Consider the following 16,459-nt stretch of genomic DNA (forward strand, 5'->3'; position numbering starts at 1 on the left):
ATAAACCATACACTCTGCCGGCGCATTCATTTTCTCCCCCCAAAATGGGGAAAGCTTATTTTGTTCAGTGCGTATAAAAAAATCATAGTTTTACCTTGTTTTTCACGACTGCACTCTTATGAATTTTCAGTTCATCGCGGTATTCCACCGTCTCAATTTCGCAGTCTATACCTATAATTACATTCTCTCCTCTAACGATACCAGCCTTCGTATAATGAAGCTCGATGTTATCGCCCTCGATCAACCCGGCATTGAATATGACCCCGTCCATCGATTTCATCAGCCTCAGCAATGTTCCCACTTTGCTTCTTTTAATTTTGATTTTGCTGCCTCCGACCTCTTTGGCAAAGCTAGGTCCGAACATACTAATAGCCAGCTGATCTGAGCTTAATAATCCATCAATATTTACTGCGCCACTTATGTGCAGCTCTTCCGCTTCACAATCACCTGCTGCATCCAATTGACCTGTTAATTTAATTTTGTCTACTCTAACTCTTCCTTTTGACTTCATCTCACCTCGTCCTTGCAAGCTAAGCCCGTTTAAGCTGCCGTCAACGGCACATACGCCCGTTATCTTCATATCTTTCGCAATTAAATTTCCAGCGATCTTGACTTCTCCCGTCAGTCTGAGCTTCTCACAATCCACATCGCCGTTAAATTTACATTCGCCTGTTATATTCACATTTTGATAAAACCCGCCCGCTGACGTTGTTTCACCTAATACTTTCAATGGATTCCGTATAGGCTCAGTCACTAACCTTCTCCTCCTTCATAATTGCAGCGCCGGGATGTACGGACAGCTTCGAGCGATATTCTACTCGTCCTATCGAGCAGCCCTGACCAATGATGACAACATTACCCCTAACGATATCTGCAGTTGTAAATTCAATATCAATATTGTCGCCTTCAATGACCCCAACACGCAGCTCAGGCTTTAGCTTCGGAATAATTCCACTGAATAATTTATTCCACATTCCCACGTCTGCCTGCCTGATGACCAGGTTTTCCACGCCAATCTCATTCGCTTTTCCTTGGCCTTGCAGTTGAAATTCCAGCTGGCCCGCACTAAGCAATCCGCCAACCGTGAAGCCGCCCTTACCTGTAAAATGCTCTAGCTCACAATCACCTTTTATGCTCATCATGCCATTTAACTCACAGCTTTCGCCGCTAACTCCGCCCGCGATAGTAAGCAAACCATCCGCCTTCAAATTCCCAAATTTCATATTGCCTTTTACATCCATCGTACCATTAACTTCAAGCTCATCTGCCGTAAGATGCGCCTTCATTCGTATATGTCCATTTCCCTTAAATCTACGCGCAACAATAGGCCCGCTTACTTTGCCAACACCATCTATAGATACGTTATCGTAATTTCCACCTGCAGCACCGCTAACTCCGCTAATCTTTAAATCTGACAGCTGATATTCCGTCATCGCTCTTCCCTCCATTAAGAAAGCTTCCCTTTTAATTGTTCAATCAAATCACCTAAGCTTAGCTTGGCAACAAGTCGGACGCCTTCGTCAAACACTAATTCAGTTGGGGAGTGCGCCATGATAAAGGAAGTCATCCCCATTTTTCGAATAAAAAATAGATCCCAGCTCTTCCCCTCGAACTTCCTGACCTTCTCGTTCAAGGTTTGAAACAACAGTTCTGCTTCCTCTAAGCTCAGCTCTCCGAGGCCAAGCAGATAGTCAACTGCAAATAAATGCACAAGCTCGTCAAAAGAATATTGTCCACCAATTCCAGATAACGCTCCGAACCTGCTTAGGGTCATAGACGAAACAATGTTACGTTCTCCGACTTCTGCAGCAGTCAGTGTCATATCGTTAATAGCGGACGTATCAGATAACTTACCCGCTAGATCATCTAACGAAAGATCATCCTTCATATTAATGATGTTATGGATGCGCGCTAATATCGTCTGTTTTGGAAAAAAGGTTTCTTGTCCTGTAAACGTTGATTTTCGAATAAACCATTCCTCAGGAATAAGCTTCTTTCGTTTCCAACGATATAATTGCCCATACGAAATGCCGGTTAAATCCAGCAGCTCCTTTTTCGAAATTAAATCCTTATCCACTATAATCACCTCTCGAAATGATCGTAACATAACACTGTTACGTTGTAAATGAGAATATCGCAATAAAGAATGGTTAGGCTGGTTTGCTATTCTTCATTTATATAAAAGAAAAAGGCAGCTCCCGATTCCATTACGAATCAGAAGCTGCCTTTTTAATGAAAAAATTTTAGGAATTTATGCCATGTTCATTTTGGATGTTATACATGCCTTGAATCAGCAGCTCCGCAGGATCCCGGTTCAACTGCAAATGTGTCAACAATAGATGTAACGGAATAGCGCAAACGTTGTTTCCGTCTTTAATCGTTGGAAATCCCGCTTCAAAGACTGGACCGTGTTCTTCGTTCCAAGCTAGACCCGCATGTACCTGTTCCGGAGCAAACTCTTCCGTCACAGCTGTTATACATTGCGGAACGAGGATTTTGTCGATTACCGCTTTAGCCTCCTCTTCGCTTGCAGCTGCTTGTGAGAGAGGTTTCCCACCCTCGATCTCCATAAGATCGACGAAGAAAGAAGCCATCCACACCGCAGGATCATTGCCTGATTGGAATCTGTTGACCAACTCATGCAGGAAAAATCCGCAGGAATATACGCTGTCCGACTCATCCTTCACATGAAATACAAAAACTGGGCCATAAGCTTCGTGGTTCAACACTTGTCCTTCAACATCGTTAAATTGCATTTTTAAAGCTACGATGCCATTATGGTGAACAGCCTTAATAAGCTCCGCCCATTTCTCCTCGGTCATCGCCGAATCCTTACTGTTTACTTCCTCATTTGTTGTCTCATTGTTTATTGTCATAGTTCTACTCGTCTCCTATAACAGCATCATCTTGTAAATCTCGTTTTTATCACTAGCCTATCAATCAGCAAGCTTTCTGCTCATTGATTATAGATTACCACAACTGCTTACTTTGTTTATATGCAAGTATTTTCCATACTCATAATTGCCCACGAAGAAACTCAGCCACATTATGGTTTCCTTGCTTGACTGCAAGAGACAAGGCGGTATGCCCTTCTCGATCTTCAGTGGTTATATTTGCTCCATGCTCAAGCAATACGCGAATGATTTCAATATTATCATCATGAAAAGCTGCAGTATGCAAGCAAGTATGACCATTGCTGTCCAGAAGATTAGTATCGGCATGATGTTTCATAAACAAATTAATGAGATCTATATTTCTTTCGCCTGCTATTGCAGCATGCAAGGCTGTATTGGAGGGAATGAAAGAAATTTTGGAATGAGAAACTGCATTAATGTCAGCACCATAGTCAAGCAATACCTGTGCCGCTTCTTTATTGCCAAAATGTGCTGCGAAACCGAGTGGTGTAAGACCATCCTTATTTTCGGTTTTTGCAAGGCTCGGATTCGATTCTAATAGGCTATTTAGCTGAGTTCCTGACTGAATCGCTTGAAATAAATCTTCGAGTAGCGGACCATTCATTTATTTCCACCCCATTTCAACTGGTTTCATTCTACAACATTACCAAACTTTAATAGATGATTTCAAATATAATAAAATACACTTATAAACTATTCTTTACTGCTTCTGCTTCGAACAAATGTGATAGATTAAAATAGATAGGCATTTCTGCTTGCATGATGTAAATGCAGGGATTAGAGAGGCGAGTGAAGTATGGAATTATATATATCAAATGAATGGAATAACGATGATAAATCGTATGTTAGCAGCAATATGTTTGCTTTTAATTTAAAGCATTTTCCAGATGACCTTAAAGGTCGCTATCAAGAGGTGAATTTGTTTCTAAAAAATGCAGATGGGCAAATTTTCGGCGGGCTTCTTAGCGAAATATGTTGGAACTGGATGCAGATCGAGTATTTATTTATTGCGGACGAAATTCGCAAATCAGGCTACGGCAAGCAGCTTTTAGACGAAGCCGAAAAAATAGCTAAAGCGAAAAACTGTGAATTCATAAAGCTGGATACATTAAGCTTTCAAGCGCTCGATTTTTACAAGAAGCAAGGTTTCGAGGTGTTTGGATCGATACCTAATGCTGGCGGTTATACCCACTATTATTTAAAAAAAGACCTTTAACCGCTTTGCTTTTCTAATTAGAGCGCCATATAAAAAAACCTCCATCGAAGGATGGAGGAAACCTTATCGATACTGCTTATAAGAAACAGTTGGTTCATGCTCCTTCCTCATCTTTACTGCTTACTTAATAAATGAAGAATTGAAACGTTTATGTCCACTAGTGAGCGAGCTGCTTCCATGTTTTATTGAGCCACTCCGCAAATAACTCCTTCTCCTCGAATTGCGGATAATGAGCAGACTGTTCAAACAGAACAAAATCTTTCACAGGAGCATGCAGCACGTCAAAATATTGTTTTGCAGCATTCACCGATGTCATATAATCATATTTCCCCATCACAAAATAACAAGGAATATCCAGTGTCTTCACTACATCAATAATATTATTGCTCGCTTCCTCAGCCAGCAGCATCTTTTGCGTTACAGAAATTCCTCTTAAATAGCGAACAACATCAAGCAAATTATACTCAGGCTGAAACAGAAACCCTTTGTAATAATCCATGTTGTCATCAATTAACCTTGCTGCCCCGCCATATTTTCGAATGATCGATCTAGGCGTCGTTTCCTCCCCTTTTTCGATTGGTTCTCGAAGAGACTCTAATCGTTCCACTTCCTTGGTATTGTCAGCCAGCTTCGCCTGTTCTATAACGTATTGCAAACTATCCAATTCGCTCGTTACCGTATCAGCCACTTGCCCAATACCGATATAAGCCGCAAACTTGTCAGGTGCCTTAGCCGCAGCTTTCATTCCAATGTATGTGCCAAAAGAATGACCGATCATCAGCACTTTCTGTTGTCCAAATTTCGCGGTAACATAATCGGTCAACGCAAGCAGATCATCCACAAGCACGTCAGTCGTTAGATTAGAATAGTCTTCATTAAAATGATAAGATTTCCCGCTCCCGCGCTGGTCATAATGCACGATCGTATAATTTTTCTCAAGCAGATCTTGATATTTCCTTACATACGGAATTTCAGAACAACCCGGACCGCCATGCACAAAAATAACAATCGGATTGCGTTTGTCTACTCCTCTAATCATCACTTCATGCCCAGTACCATTGATTTCAACTTGCTCTAACGTACTAATGCTGTTGTCACCTTTAATGCGAGGTGTCCACGTTGGGAATATCAATCCGACCAGAACAATCACAACGATGATCATAATAGTGACCTTCCCTATTTTTATTATTTTTCTATTCAAGAGCTGGCTCCTTCAAAACGATATTATCCTTTCATTATAAATGATTTCATTTTGACTTCATAATTATCGAATTCCTCGCTAAACTTTGCTGCTGTATGAAGAAATGAAAAAAACGACATCGCTGTCGTTTCTCATGGCTATGATGATATAGAGGTATCGAATTGAAAAAACTGATCACTATTATGATGCAGCTTCATCTGATGCAGAGAGCCTTTTTCCATAAACCCGATATAGAATGAGACCAAACAGCATGCCTACAAAAGATATGGCGGAAATAGACAAGTACAATGTTTTGCCTCCAAAGCTACCATACACGGCTCCACCTACATAGGAGGCTAAAATGCCTGAAACACCAAAAAACAGCAGCGCAAGCACCGTTTGACCTGTGGCGCGCCATTCGGTTGGTACTATTCGATAAAGATACTGAATAGCTGCTGAATAGAACACAGGGAAAGTCAACAGCTGTAAAATTTGCAAATAAGCGAGTATGTGCGGATCGGTAATCCAAGCTGACAGGAAAAACCGAAGGAAATAGAACACGGCTGAAAACGAAATAATAAGCAGCTCTTTACCTTTGCGCATCCACCAAAAGCTAAGAGCGAACACTACAATTTCACTGCCTGCTGCCAAGAAGAATGCTTGACCAACCAATTCGGTACTCCCGCCAAGCTCACGAATGTATACGCCAAGAAAGGTATCATTCATCCGTGCAGGGACCGAACAGATAAACACCAAGAGCAGAAACATTAGTGTCTCTTTGTTGCTAATAAAATGCTTGAGACTCTTTAAGGTAACCGGCTTGCCTGTTACAGGCGCATCCGGCATGATCCAACCTATAATAAAACTGATTAACCCGATTCCTCCAAAAAGCAGTGCCAAGCTATGTTCACCAAAATAAGAGATAACATAACCTGTAAGCAGCGCTGCTAAGGCATAACCCAATGCGCCATAAGTACGAATAGAGCCATAGCTGGTTCCTGAAGATTCGGCAATTGTAAAATTCAAGCTTTCCGTTAATGGATCGATGGACATGAGAAAGAAGTACAACAGCATAGCGTACAGAATGAGCTGCGGATAACTGCTGGAATCATAAAGCAAATAACCAATGATGGTTGAGAAAAATAACAGTACCAACAATACTTTACGAATGGACTTGGTTCTATCGCTTATCATCCCCCATAAAGGTTGAGCGATGAGCGTAACAAATCCGCCTGTTCCTATAATGAAGCCAATTTGCGAAGGACTTAGTCCTTGTACATCTAAATAAACCGGAAGGAATGAAATAAACATAGCCAGTAGTGCAAAATACAAAAAATTAAAGCCTCGTAATAAGTTTGATGCCTTCATAAAAGTTTAGTTCCTCCACTTGTTTCTTAAATATAGCTATCTCAATCTTTTATTCTACCATGAAATGAACTTTTATATGTGGATCAAAATCAAAAAACGGCATCTCTGCCGTTTTTGATTACCAACTTATACAGTTGAATACATTTTCACCGCGACTTATATCTTTGATCATGCAAGCTCTAGATTAAACGGTTCCCCAGCTACAAGCATCTCACGCAAAAACTTACCGGTAAGTGATCCTTGTGTCTGTGCTACCTCCTCAGGCGTACCGCATGCAACGACCATCCCACCGTTATTTCCACCTTCCGGTCCCATATCTATGATGTAGTCCGCTACTTTAATCATATCCAAATGATGTTCAATAACGAAGACAGAATGGCCAGCGTCTACGAGCTGATGAAGACAATCGATCAGCTTCTGGATATCCTGCAGATGCAAGCCCGTTGTCGGCTCATCGAGAATATAAAGATTATGGGATCCCCTAGATAATTTACTTAGCTCCGTGGCGAGCTTTATCCGCTGAGCTTCTCCACCAGACAGCGTCGTTGACGATTGCCCGAGTCGTAAATATCCTAGACCCAACTCATTTAAAACATTCAATTTATGCAAAATATATGGTTGGTCCGAGAAAAACAAAGCCGCCTCCTCTATGCTCATTTCCAAAACCTGAGCAATGTTCTTCTCACGAATGCGAACATCAAGAACTTCTTCGTTGAACCTAGCTCCTTGGCATACCGGACAAACGGATTCTACATCCGGCATAAACTGAAGCTGTGTCGTTACCATTCCTTCACCTTGGCAATTTTCGCATCTCCCCCCATTTTTCTGATTGAAGCTGAAGTCATTTTTGGTCAATGTATGTCCGCTTGCGCTAGCCGCCTTCGCATATAAATCACGAATTTTATCAAAGAAACCTACATAAGTTGCCGGATTGGATCTTGTGCTTCTTCCGATCGGAGATTGATCAATGTTGATCGTGCCAGTTAAATGCTCATGCCCCGACAATGAATCATGCTCTCCAGGAACAATTCGCGCATCACGGATGACAGCATGAAGCTGCTTGCCGATTACTTCGTGGATGAGTGTGCTTTTGCCTGAACCAGAGACGCCTGTTATACAAACCATAACACCAAGCGGAATATCGACATTAACATTGCGCAAATTGTTCGCCCTCGCTCCTCGCAGCGATAAGGTCATCCCACTTGGCTGTCTGCGTGTTGCCGGCACCTCAATACTCCGTTTGCGCGTCAAAAAAGAACCTGTGATGGAGTCTGGGTTGTCTCGCAGCTGTTCTGCCGTGCCCTCTGCCACCACATTTCCTCCATGCAAGCCTGGACCTGGGCCGATTTCGATAATGTGATCGGCACTGCAGATCGTATCCATATCATGCTCCACGACAATAATCGTATTGCCGATATCACGAAGCTTTCTCAAGGTGTCGATGATACGAATGGAGTCTCTCGCATGCAGGCCGATACTCGGCTCGTCCAGTACGTAAAGCATTCCCATAAGCCCCGAACTAATTTGCGTAGAGAGACGAATTCGCTGTGCCTCACCGCCAGAAATCGTATCGGAGCGGCGTCCAAGGCTTAAATAATCAAGCCCAATATCAAGCAGCAAGTTTAATCGCGATTGGATTTCGGAAGCAACCTGCTGACCCACATTAGCCTGCTGCTCCGCATACTTAACGGATGACAGAAATTCATTCAATTCGACAAGCGAATAGTTGCTCAGCTCATGTATGTCTGCGCCTCCTACCTTCACACGGAATCGCTGCGGCCGCAGCTTCTTCCCTTCACAGTCGGGGCAAGTATGCTCGACCATCACACGCTTGTAAAACTCATCCTCACCTGTGGATTGTGTTTTGCGTTTTAAGTATAGCTTGTACCACCAATTGATAATATGAACTAAACCAGCAAAGCTCATTAGCTTGCCAGCATGACGGAATTGTGACTTCGAGGCTTCCTCTCCTGGTAGGAAAGGGAATTTCTCACCTTTGGTACCGTACATCAAGATGTTCTTGATCTCCTCCGGCAAATCCATGTAAGGTGTATCCAAGCTGAACCCGTAATGGCTCGCAAGACTCCTTACGCTTGACCAATGCCAAGTGCCGGTGCTCGGACCAAGAAGCTTCGCATCAATTGCTCCTTTGTTAATGCTTTTGTCCGAGCTCTTAATCAGGAACCTAGCTTCGGCTCGCATAAATGTTCCAATGCCGCCGCAAGTGCGGCAAGCGCTGCTTGGATCGTTAAAAGAAAAGTAATTCGCGCGCAGTTCTCCCATCGTAAGCTGATGTTCTGGACATGCAAAGCCCTGGTAGAACCGCTCACGGTCGAGCTTCGTTTCATCTGAAGTATTTGCGATATCGAATCGGATAAAACCTTCCCCGACCAGCTTTAAGCTGTTCTCAATTGTCTTCACAAGCGCCTTAAACGAATCCGTCTGGACAATAATCTTGTCGACAACAACTTCTATTCGGTAATCTGCCTCTTCATCCAGCTCGATCGTATCACTGAGACTATGCTTATTCCCGTCTATACGAATCATTCGAAACCCTTTGGAACGAATTTCATCGAAGGTTGTTTCATAATTTTCACCATAAATTTTATAAACCGGAGCAAGCACCTCAAGTTCTGTTCCGATTGGCAGCTGACGGATATGATCGATCATTTGTCCTGCTGATCTAATCGGTACGGGATGCTCACAGAAAGGGCAGCAGGCTTCTCCAACCGATGCGAAGAGCAGTCTCATAAAGTCATAAATATCCGTCATCGTACCAACGGTTGAACGCGGATTAACAATTCCTTTTTTTTGCTCGATAGCAATAACAGGGGACAGTCCAAACACAAAATCAACATCCGCTTTCTTAAGCTGGTTCATCCGGCTCTTAGCAAACGTTGAAAGCGATTCCAAAAATCTGCGTTGCCCTTCTCCATAGATCACCTCAAACGCCAGCGACGACTTCCCAGACCCGCTGACACCCGTGATGACCGTCAGCTTGTCCCGCGGAATGTTCACGTCTATATTTTTCAAGTTGTTTTGTCTTGCACCCTTAACTTCAATAAACTGTCTCATAAGTTAATCACATCCCCCAGATTGGTTCATCGAATTCCTCATACAAATAAGCGGGCTCGAGCAGCATGATTCGGCTTTTCGGCGTCGCTTTTCTCTCCGATTCCAGCTTCATTAGAAGCCCTTTCTCAGCCAGCCAATCGCAAGCTGTTGCTATGGAGCCTGCATCAATATCAATAACCGTGCTGAACTTCATGACGATATCCGTCACAGTGCGAACGTCGCCTTCCTCTTTCAAGTAAGCGAGCACTGGCTGAAACAATAGCTCCGCTCTTTCATCTAAATACTGGTTAACAAGCTCTATAGCTGCACGAACCTTCGGTTCGGTAACCTGTTCGCATACTAGCTCCGTGTAGACCTTGGTAAAGAAATCCGGATGATGTACCAATGCCTGCTGAACCGCCTCTCGCATCGGGACTTCCGCATGAAGCAGCACTTCGATTTGCGCCAGTACATCAACCATTTTGATCAACCAGAAAGCGCTGTAAGCTGTATCTTGCTTCACATACAGCCATTTCTCCGATTTGGAAAGCAGGCTGAGCACATGACAGCCAAGACGCTGCAGTTGAAGCTGCCTGTCGCGATCGCCAACATAACGAATTTGTTCAAAATATTCCGTTATAGACTCATCCTTTGTGAACAGCAGTGTACTGCGTACAAGCATTGACTGCTGAAATGAGCCGCTGACGGAACGTTCCATCCACCTTTTAAACTCATTGCGCGTCTGAATGCTGGTGTTGATCGGAACATCATTTTCTACAAAACAAACATAACTGTTCTTTAGCTTCTGGTCGTGAACGATCAGCTTGAGGTCAATGTCTGATTTCTCCCATACTTGATCATAGGACAGGCTGCCGAAGAGTATTGCTGCAATGATCTGCTCATCCTGCTTAATTTTTTCGACAAATTGACTCAGTGACTCTATAAGCAGCTTCCTTTTGTCCTCGCCGACTTTTTGCAATTCCATGAGCCTCCCCTTTCCGAGCTTTCGACTATCTTCTATTAATATATACCAGAAATAGGATAAATCTATCAATTGTAATATGTTTGTTCCATTTATTTGTTGGTCAGTCTCCGAACATAATTTCGAGAATGTTAATGTGGATTTTATATTTTATTAATAACTGGTTTCTTGGGCGTTTAACTCTATCCTCTATTATAGAAACAGGCAATAACAACCGAAACAATCTGAGGAGGATTTACAAATGAGAAACTATAAGAAAAAAGCAGCAGCCCTTTTGGTTGCAGCAGCATTAGGAGCATCGACCATTCCGTATGCTGTTATGAACGTATCCGCAGCACCAGCAGTCATTACAAAAGTTTCTGCATCCTCACCATTATCCAATAAAGATATAGAAGCAGCTGTTAATGAGCTCGTAAAGCTTGGTGTTATGCAAGGTTATCCCGACCAATCCATGGGCACCCTAAACCCAATTAATCGTGCCGAACTTGCCAAAATGATCGTAAAAACTTTCCTTCTCGAAGACACTGCTCCAAATGCAGTAACCTTAACGGATGTGAGTCCGAATGCTTGGTATGAAGATTATGCTGCAACGGTTGTAGCGCTTGGCATCATGCAAGCTGAGAACGGTCAATTTGGGCCCCGAGCTGTGGTCTCAGATGAAGAGCTGATTCAAGCCGTATCCAAAGCATTAAAGCGTGATCTCAAGTCCGTGAATGCATGGGCCAGTCCGTTCAGCTCTACGAATAATAACTTAACCCGCGGCGAAGCTGCTTATTTGTTGCAAACCGCTCACAAGGCTATTCCTTCAGACCAAGCTAAAATTACAAACGTCCAATCGTTAAATGCCATTACCCTCATCGTGACTTTCGATAAACCGCTTACGACAACGGATGAAGAATTCACGAAGGCAAAAACAGATTTTGCATTTAACGATGGTCTTACTTTAACCAATATGCCGCGTCTAAAAACGGGCTCCATCGCAACCTATATTGTCCCTACTTCCGTTCAGCAAGCAGGCACAACCTATAATCTAACATATAAAGGACAACATGCTGCTTCTTTTACTGGAAATGCAACGAAAGTAAATATGACAACAGCAAGCCAAGTAACAAATGATACGTTTGAGGTAGAAGCGCTGCAAGCAAACGGAGTAACTGACTATGGCTATATCATCTCAGCCTATAGCGGCGGTCGAGGTGCGAATGCATTCATCCTCGATGAGAACAACCAAGCAGGCGGCAAGACATTCCAAATCATTTCTTCAATGCAAGCTCGCCAAGTGACGATTACACCTGAAGGCGGTCAACCGATCATTGCGAAATATGTACCATTCACACAATCAACAGATGGCAAGCAGGAGCCTAAATTCCGCCTTCCCGAAGGGCAAGCATTGAAGCCGGGCGTGACTTATATGGTAACATCAGATTGGGCTGCTATCGCGAACGCTTCCTTTGTAGCAAAAGAAATACCAACCTTGCAGTTAACTGGTGCTGAAGCTGCTAGTGAAACTTCGATTCTCTTGACTCTAGCACAAGACCCTGAAGATGAACTATTCTCTGGCCGCAGTGTCGAGTTAACGGCGCCAACTGGCGAGAAGATCATTGCTTCCTATAAATATTCCAGCCGTAAAGGCGCTGTTGGCGTATTTGATTTGGCGAAAGACACAAAATTAACGCCAGGAACAACGTACACAGTAAAACCAATAGGCTCGTGGGCAACCGCTCAAGATGTTACAATGTCCTTAAACTAAATTAATTTCTAAGAAAGGATGGGTGTGTGATGTTGCGATTAATTATAATCATGCTGGCTCTTATCATTTCGGGCTGTCAGGAAAATAATGATCAGGAATTAACAAATGATGAGCAGCATGCAGCCCAAGCGGTGAACAACGAAATGGACAAGTTGAATAAAGCTTTGTTAGCAGCAGCAAAACAAGGAGATCGAGCGTCAATAACTGAGTTGCTAGCCGAAGGTGCCGACATCAACGCGACCGACGATCAAGGCAGAACCTCTGCAATGATCGCCGTGCATACGAACCAGCTCGATGTGTTTAACCTCTTCATAGAAAAAGGAGCAAATATCAACATTCAAGATAATCGCTCTGACAACCCGCTCCTTTATGCAGGCGCAGAGGGGCTGATGGACTTCGTTCAAGCATCGATAGCTGCCGGCGCAGATACTACCATCACCAATCGCTTTGGCGGTACCGCACTCATTCCAGCTGCAGATCGGGGACATGTTGAGATTGTAAAGGAGCTGCTAACCACATCCGACGTTAATATCGATCATGTGAATCAGCTTGGATGGACCGCACTTCTTGAGGCTATTATTCTCGGGGATGGCGGAGCAGACCATCAGGCGATCGTGCGATTATTAATCGATCACGGCGCTAATGTAAATCTTGCGGATTCAGAAGGCGTAACCCCACTGAAGCATGCCCAGAACCGGGGTTTTAAAGAAATGATTGAAGCCTTGCAGCAAGCTGGTGCACAGAAATAGCGGAACGATAATTTATACAAGAACAACCCACATGAAGTGGGTTGTTCTTTTGTTTATTTTGCAATCATTAAGTAAACAGATATTTCAATTTCCCATTTTTTGAATATCTCTATTACTTCAACGAACATGTTTATTACTTTTAAATTTCTGTACTTTGTAATCATATGAATGTAGTATCTTATCAATTATTGGCTTTCGTTCTGATTCGAATTTGTGATTCCATACAACCATGCTATACAAGTTCTTAATCGTTTGGTTGTAATTCCCTTTTTCCAATCCGAGTTTTTGTTTGAAATATCGTTTAACATTTGAATATCTCGTATAAAAACATTTGTTTCTAGATAGATGATTATGTCTGCAGACTCGAAGCATCGTTGAACCCATTTGTAATGAACACCCTCAATAATCCATTTCTCTTGATTTACAATATCCCCAAGAATCGCATCACGCACTTCCTGAGAATTTCGAGTATCGCTTTCTTCTCCTCTTCTCCAAACAACGTTATCCAGTTGATAATAATTAATGTCTAATTGCTTTGATAACTTCTCTGCTAGATAAGTTTTACCACTCCCAACTTCGCCAATGATATGTATCTTATTGCAGTTTTTCAAAGCAAGTATCCTCCTTTCCCCCTATACCTAAGTATCATTCAATCCAGTGTTTTATTTTCATTCAACGCTTTAATACTAAGTGAAGGATCGGAAATGGTCGTCCTGAACTGTCTAGTTCAGATCGTCCATGCTGCACAAAACCATATCGTTTGTAAAAGGTGAATGCTCCTTCGTTTTGCTCATTGACATCGACTTGGAGATTGCTGCCTTTTAATGCTTCGGCATGTTTTATTAATCGACTGCCTATTCCCCTTCCGTGGTTATCGGGGTGTACGAAAAGCATCTCGATCTTTGTTCCGTCAAGCCCAATGAACCCTGTCGGTACTTGGTTTTCATTCAGCTCTACCCAAATCTCAACTTCCTTTAACGCTCCGTTTTGAAGCATCTGATGATAGAATGCAATATCCTCATCTGTCAAAAATGTGTGGGTTTGTCGCACAGCATGATACCAAATATTCACTAATTTATCGTGATCTTTTTCTTGATAGGGAACAATTTTGTTTATCATAACTCATCCTCCGTATTCATTCACTCATTTGTCAGAGAGTTGTTTTATCCAGGAATAACTAATACTAACCTGCGAGAATCCAAGTGATTTATATAAACCTGCATCCGATGCGACATATACATTTTCAGCACCTAAAAGCCTGCATCTCCGCATTCCTTCCATAAGTGCAACGCTTGCTAGTCCCATTCGCCGGTAATCCGGATCTACACAAACCGGTTCAATATAGGCTGCTCGACTAAGATGATCATACCAGAACCCTGCATAAGCAACAAAATTCCCTTCTGCATTTTCAATCACGATATTTATAAAAGGATCATATCCAGGTGCACTCTGCATATAGTCTGACTTCCATAAATCATTGGGGTCTGGTTCGCCAGCATGATCAAATCCGCGCCATAAAACGCGCAGCCTACGTCCATCATCTTCTTTTTTTCGAATATTTCTTACCTGAAGTCCTTCAGGCAGCTTCAGATCAAGGAGCTCGTCTAAGATTGACCTGCCGGAGTAAACCTCATAGAGGGCAGCATCCCGTAAATATCCTCTTTCTTCTAATAAAGCTTTCAATGTTTCATTGCTCTCATCCGCATGAAACTCTATACTTTTCCGGCCATCTTCTTTTATTTCATATAAATTCGCTTCCGCGTATTCAATCATTTCCGAATACAGAAATGTATAATTCGGGTCTACAACCAAATATACCTCGCCCAGTTCGCTTTCAAAATGAGCAACTGCTACTATTTCTCCATCTTCTTCCCACAGTCCGATTTGTTCGAACACTCCAGCTTGTTTCAGCGGAACGATATTGGGATGAAAAACGATATATTCCCACCGGGCTGGCATAAATACATGGCCAACCGACCATTTTCCAAATATATTTTTCAGAAAATCTCTAACCCTGATAAAATCATCTTCTTTATAATGCCTGCTCTGTATTCTCATTTGCATACATTCCTCTCAAGCTGCAATTCAGTTGCACCTTTGACAATCTACAACTATTTAAGCATAGTTACTGCAAAACAGAGATACTAGGGATAAAATAGATATAAACAAATAATCCTGCGCAATAGTTATCAAATCCCTTTCAATCCTTCATTTTATGCAAGTTTACATAACCCTCGTTTTAGCTTTTAAACAGCAGGAAAAATATTTTTAAATTGTTTATGAAATGGTGTCGATATTCCCATCAGCGGTTCGTCGTCTTAATAAAGACATAAGGTTATTTATTCTAAGGAGGCAATCAAATGTATACCGCAACTTCTAAAGACGGAACCAAAATCGCATATGACAAAATGGGTAAAGGGCAAGCACTCCTATTAGTAGCGGGTGCTTTCAGTTACCGAAAATTCCCCGCACAAGTACAGCTAGCACAATTATTGAGTGAGCACTTTACGGTTTTCAACTACGACCGCCGCGGCCGCGGCGATAGCGGAGATACACAGGCATATGACACAATCCATGAAATCGATGACCTTAAGGCGATGATTGAAGAGGCTGGCGGCTCAGCATATGTTTGGGGACTGTCATCTGGAGCAGTTCTCGCCCTACAGGCCGCTTCAAATGGAGCTAATATCACGAAACTGGCTTTGCATGAGCCGCCATTTGTGGTCGATGCAGCAGATCGCAAAGCTCCGAAAGACTTTGCACAACAGGTCAAGAAGCTGATTGCACAAAATCACCGTGCCGATGCCATCAAATATTTTATGACTAAAGGCATGGGAGCCCCCTCCTTCATTGTTGCCATGATGCGCATGATGCCAAGCGTTTGGTCTAACCTTATGGCTGTCGCTCATACACTCCCCTACGATGCGGCATTATTGGATGGCTTTATGGATGGAAAACCACTTCCTGCCAAGCTTTGGAGTACAGTTACTATGCCCACGCTGGTAATTGAAGGAACCGAAAGTCCAGCTTCACTGCGACGGGGTGCCCAGGCCACTGCGAAGGTGCTCCCACATGCCCAGCTCGTTAGTAAAAAAGGGCTTGGACATACCAAGAAGCTCGACGCCAAACGTATTTCTGCGGAGCTTATCGATTTTTTTAAGAACAATCACTAAATACAAATGAAAATAATAACGAATAGTTGTAGATACGATGTCGATCTAATGAAGATTAATTCGTCGAATAAG

16 protein-coding genes are annotated in these 16,459 nt (G+C 42.7%); 4 read left to right on the forward strand and 12 right to left on the reverse strand.

The genetic code is table 11. The features are described 5' to 3' along the window. Positions 1-82: 82 nt before the first annotated feature. The 5 genes from AC0VYE_RS23285 to AC0VYE_RS23305 form a co-directional block, all read right to left on the reverse strand. Complete coding sequence (locus AC0VYE_RS23285; protein WP_475443024.1) at positions 83-754, reverse strand: hypothetical protein; 672 nt, start codon at positions 752-754, stop codon at positions 83-85. Then, positions 747-1,433 carry a hypothetical protein gene (locus AC0VYE_RS23290; RefSeq protein ID WP_475443025.1) on the reverse strand — a complete coding sequence of 229 codons (687 nt, stop codon included), beginning with the start codon at positions 1,431-1,433 and terminating at the stop codon, positions 747-749. Before AC0VYE_RS23290 ends, AC0VYE_RS23285 begins: the two co-directional genes overlap by 8 nt. A gap of 14 nt (positions 1,434-1,447) precedes the next feature. Continuing rightward, complete coding sequence (locus AC0VYE_RS23295; RefSeq protein WP_475443026.1) at positions 1,448-2,077, reverse strand: DUF4004 family protein; 630 nt, start codon at positions 2,075-2,077, stop codon at positions 1,448-1,450. Between the two features lie 166 nt (positions 2,078-2,243). Further along, positions 2,244-2,876 carry a hypothetical protein gene (locus tag AC0VYE_RS23300; protein WP_475443027.1) on the reverse strand — a complete coding sequence of 211 codons (633 nt, stop codon included), beginning with the start codon at positions 2,874-2,876 and terminating at the stop codon, positions 2,244-2,246. A 139-nt stretch (positions 2,877-3,015) separates the two neighbouring features. After that, positions 3,016-3,519 carry an ankyrin repeat domain-containing protein gene (locus tag AC0VYE_RS23305; protein WP_475443028.1) on the reverse strand — a complete coding sequence of 168 codons (504 nt, stop codon included), beginning with the start codon at positions 3,517-3,519 and terminating at the stop codon, positions 3,016-3,018. Positions 3,520-3,711: 192 nt separating this feature from the next. On the opposite strand from AC0VYE_RS23305, the gene AC0VYE_RS23310 reads away from it, so the two are divergent. Continuing rightward, positions 3,712-4,131, forward strand: coding sequence for a GNAT family N-acetyltransferase (locus tag AC0VYE_RS23310; protein ID WP_475443029.1), 420 nt, complete (start codon positions 3,712-3,714; stop codon positions 4,129-4,131). 157 nt (positions 4,132-4,288) lie between these two features. On the opposite strand, the gene AC0VYE_RS23315 is transcribed toward AC0VYE_RS23310, so the two are convergent. The 4 genes from AC0VYE_RS23315 to AC0VYE_RS23330 form a co-directional block, all read right to left on the reverse strand. Beyond that, positions 4,289-5,293, reverse strand: coding sequence for an alpha/beta fold hydrolase (locus AC0VYE_RS23315; RefSeq protein WP_475449702.1), 1,005 nt, complete (start codon positions 5,291-5,293; stop codon positions 4,289-4,291). Positions 5,294-5,512: 219 nt separating this feature from the next. After that, positions 5,513-6,679 carry an MFS transporter gene (locus tag AC0VYE_RS23320; RefSeq protein WP_339203852.1) on the reverse strand — a complete coding sequence of 389 codons (1,167 nt, stop codon included), beginning with the start codon at positions 6,677-6,679 and terminating at the stop codon, positions 5,513-5,515. 168 nt (positions 6,680-6,847) lie between these two features. Then, positions 6,848-9,754, reverse strand: coding sequence for an excinuclease ABC subunit UvrA (gene uvrA / locus AC0VYE_RS23325; protein WP_475443030.1), 2,907 nt, complete (start codon positions 9,752-9,754; stop codon positions 6,848-6,850). 7 nt (positions 9,755-9,761) lie between these two features. Next, positions 9,762-10,718, reverse strand: coding sequence for a nucleotidyltransferase domain-containing protein (locus tag AC0VYE_RS23330; RefSeq protein WP_475443031.1), 957 nt, complete (start codon positions 10,716-10,718; stop codon positions 9,762-9,764). A gap of 238 nt (positions 10,719-10,956) precedes the next feature. Between AC0VYE_RS23330 and AC0VYE_RS23335 the strand changes: the two genes are divergently transcribed. Together AC0VYE_RS23335 and AC0VYE_RS23340 are read left to right on the forward strand one after the other, a co-directional pair. After that, on the forward strand, positions 10,957-12,465 hold the full coding sequence (locus AC0VYE_RS23335; protein WP_475443032.1) for an S-layer homology domain-containing protein: 1,509 nt from the start codon (positions 10,957-10,959) through the stop codon (positions 12,463-12,465). Positions 12,466-12,494: 29 nt separating this feature from the next. Further along, positions 12,495-13,214: an ankyrin repeat domain-containing protein gene (locus AC0VYE_RS23340; RefSeq protein ID WP_083682587.1), complete on the forward strand. Its 720-nt coding sequence runs from the start codon at positions 12,495-12,497 to the stop codon at positions 13,212-13,214. Between the two features lie 185 nt (positions 13,215-13,399). Here AC0VYE_RS23340 and AC0VYE_RS23345 read toward each other — a convergent pair whose 3' ends face one another. From AC0VYE_RS23345 to AC0VYE_RS23355, 3 genes are all read right to left on the reverse strand, one after another. Next, entirely contained in the window at positions 13,400-13,825 is a 426-nt protein-coding gene (locus tag AC0VYE_RS23345) for a P-loop NTPase family protein (protein WP_475443033.1), read from the reverse strand. 61 nt (positions 13,826-13,886) lie between these two features. Next, on the reverse strand, positions 13,887-14,333 hold the full coding sequence (locus AC0VYE_RS23350) for a GNAT family N-acetyltransferase (protein WP_076270955.1): 447 nt from the start codon (positions 14,331-14,333) through the stop codon (positions 13,887-13,889). Positions 14,334-14,357: 24 nt separating this feature from the next. Beyond that, positions 14,358-15,272, reverse strand: coding sequence for a GNAT family N-acetyltransferase (locus AC0VYE_RS23355; protein WP_179089918.1), 915 nt, complete (start codon positions 15,270-15,272; stop codon positions 14,358-14,360). A gap of 302 nt (positions 15,273-15,574) precedes the next feature. On the opposite strand from AC0VYE_RS23355, the gene AC0VYE_RS23360 reads away from it, so the two are divergent. Beyond that, positions 15,575-16,387 (forward strand): alpha/beta fold hydrolase, encoded by an 813-nt coding sequence (locus tag AC0VYE_RS23360; protein WP_475443034.1) that lies wholly within the window; start codon positions 15,575-15,577, stop codon positions 16,385-16,387. Positions 16,388-16,459 lie beyond the last annotated feature (72 nt).

It is taken from the genome of Pristimantibacillus sp. Z349TD_6 (assembly GCF_056173205.1).

Excerpts from the sequence above, each read along its gene's own strand:
- AC0VYE_RS23310 (WP_475443029.1), top strand. The coding sequence starts at position 3,712 with ATGGAATTATATATATCAAATGAATGGAATAACGATGATAAATCGTAT.
- AC0VYE_RS23340 (WP_083682587.1), top strand. The coding sequence starts at position 12,495 with ATGTTGCGATTAATTATAATCATGCTGGCTCTTATCATTTCGGGCTGT.
- AC0VYE_RS23315 (WP_475449702.1), bottom strand. The coding sequence starts at position 5,293 with ATGATCATCGTTGTGATTGTTCTGGTCGGATTGATATTCCCAACGTGG.
- AC0VYE_RS23305 (WP_475443028.1), bottom strand. The coding sequence starts at position 3,519 with ATGAATGGTCCGCTACTCGAAGATTTATTTCAAGCGATTCAGTCAGGA.
- AC0VYE_RS23350 (WP_076270955.1), bottom strand. The coding sequence starts at position 14,333 with ATGATAAACAAAATTGTTCCCTATCAAGAAAAAGATCACGATAAATTA.
- AC0VYE_RS23335 (WP_475443032.1), top strand. The coding sequence starts at position 10,957 with ATGAGAAACTATAAGAAAAAAGCAGCAGCCCTTTTGGTTGCAGCAGCA.
- AC0VYE_RS23290 (WP_475443025.1), bottom strand. The coding sequence starts at position 1,433 with ATGACGGAATATCAGCTGTCAGATTTAAAGATTAGCGGAGTTAGCGGT.
- AC0VYE_RS23355 (WP_179089918.1), bottom strand. The coding sequence starts at position 15,272 with ATGAGAATACAGAGCAGGCATTATAAAGAAGATGATTTTATCAGGGTT.
- AC0VYE_RS23360 (WP_475443034.1), top strand. The coding sequence starts at position 15,575 with ATGTATACCGCAACTTCTAAAGACGGAACCAAAATCGCATATGACAAA.
- AC0VYE_RS23330 (WP_475443031.1), bottom strand. The coding sequence starts at position 10,718 with ATGGAATTGCAAAAAGTCGGCGAGGACAAAAGGAAGCTGCTTATAGAG.
- AC0VYE_RS23320 (WP_339203852.1), bottom strand. The coding sequence starts at position 6,679 with ATGAAGGCATCAAACTTATTACGAGGCTTTAATTTTTTGTATTTTGCA.
- uvrA (WP_475443030.1), bottom strand. The coding sequence starts at position 9,754 with ATGAGACAGTTTATTGAAGTTAAGGGTGCAAGACAAAACAACTTGAAA.
- AC0VYE_RS23300 (WP_475443027.1), bottom strand. The coding sequence starts at position 2,876 with ATGACAATAAACAATGAGACAACAAATGAGGAAGTAAACAGTAAGGAT.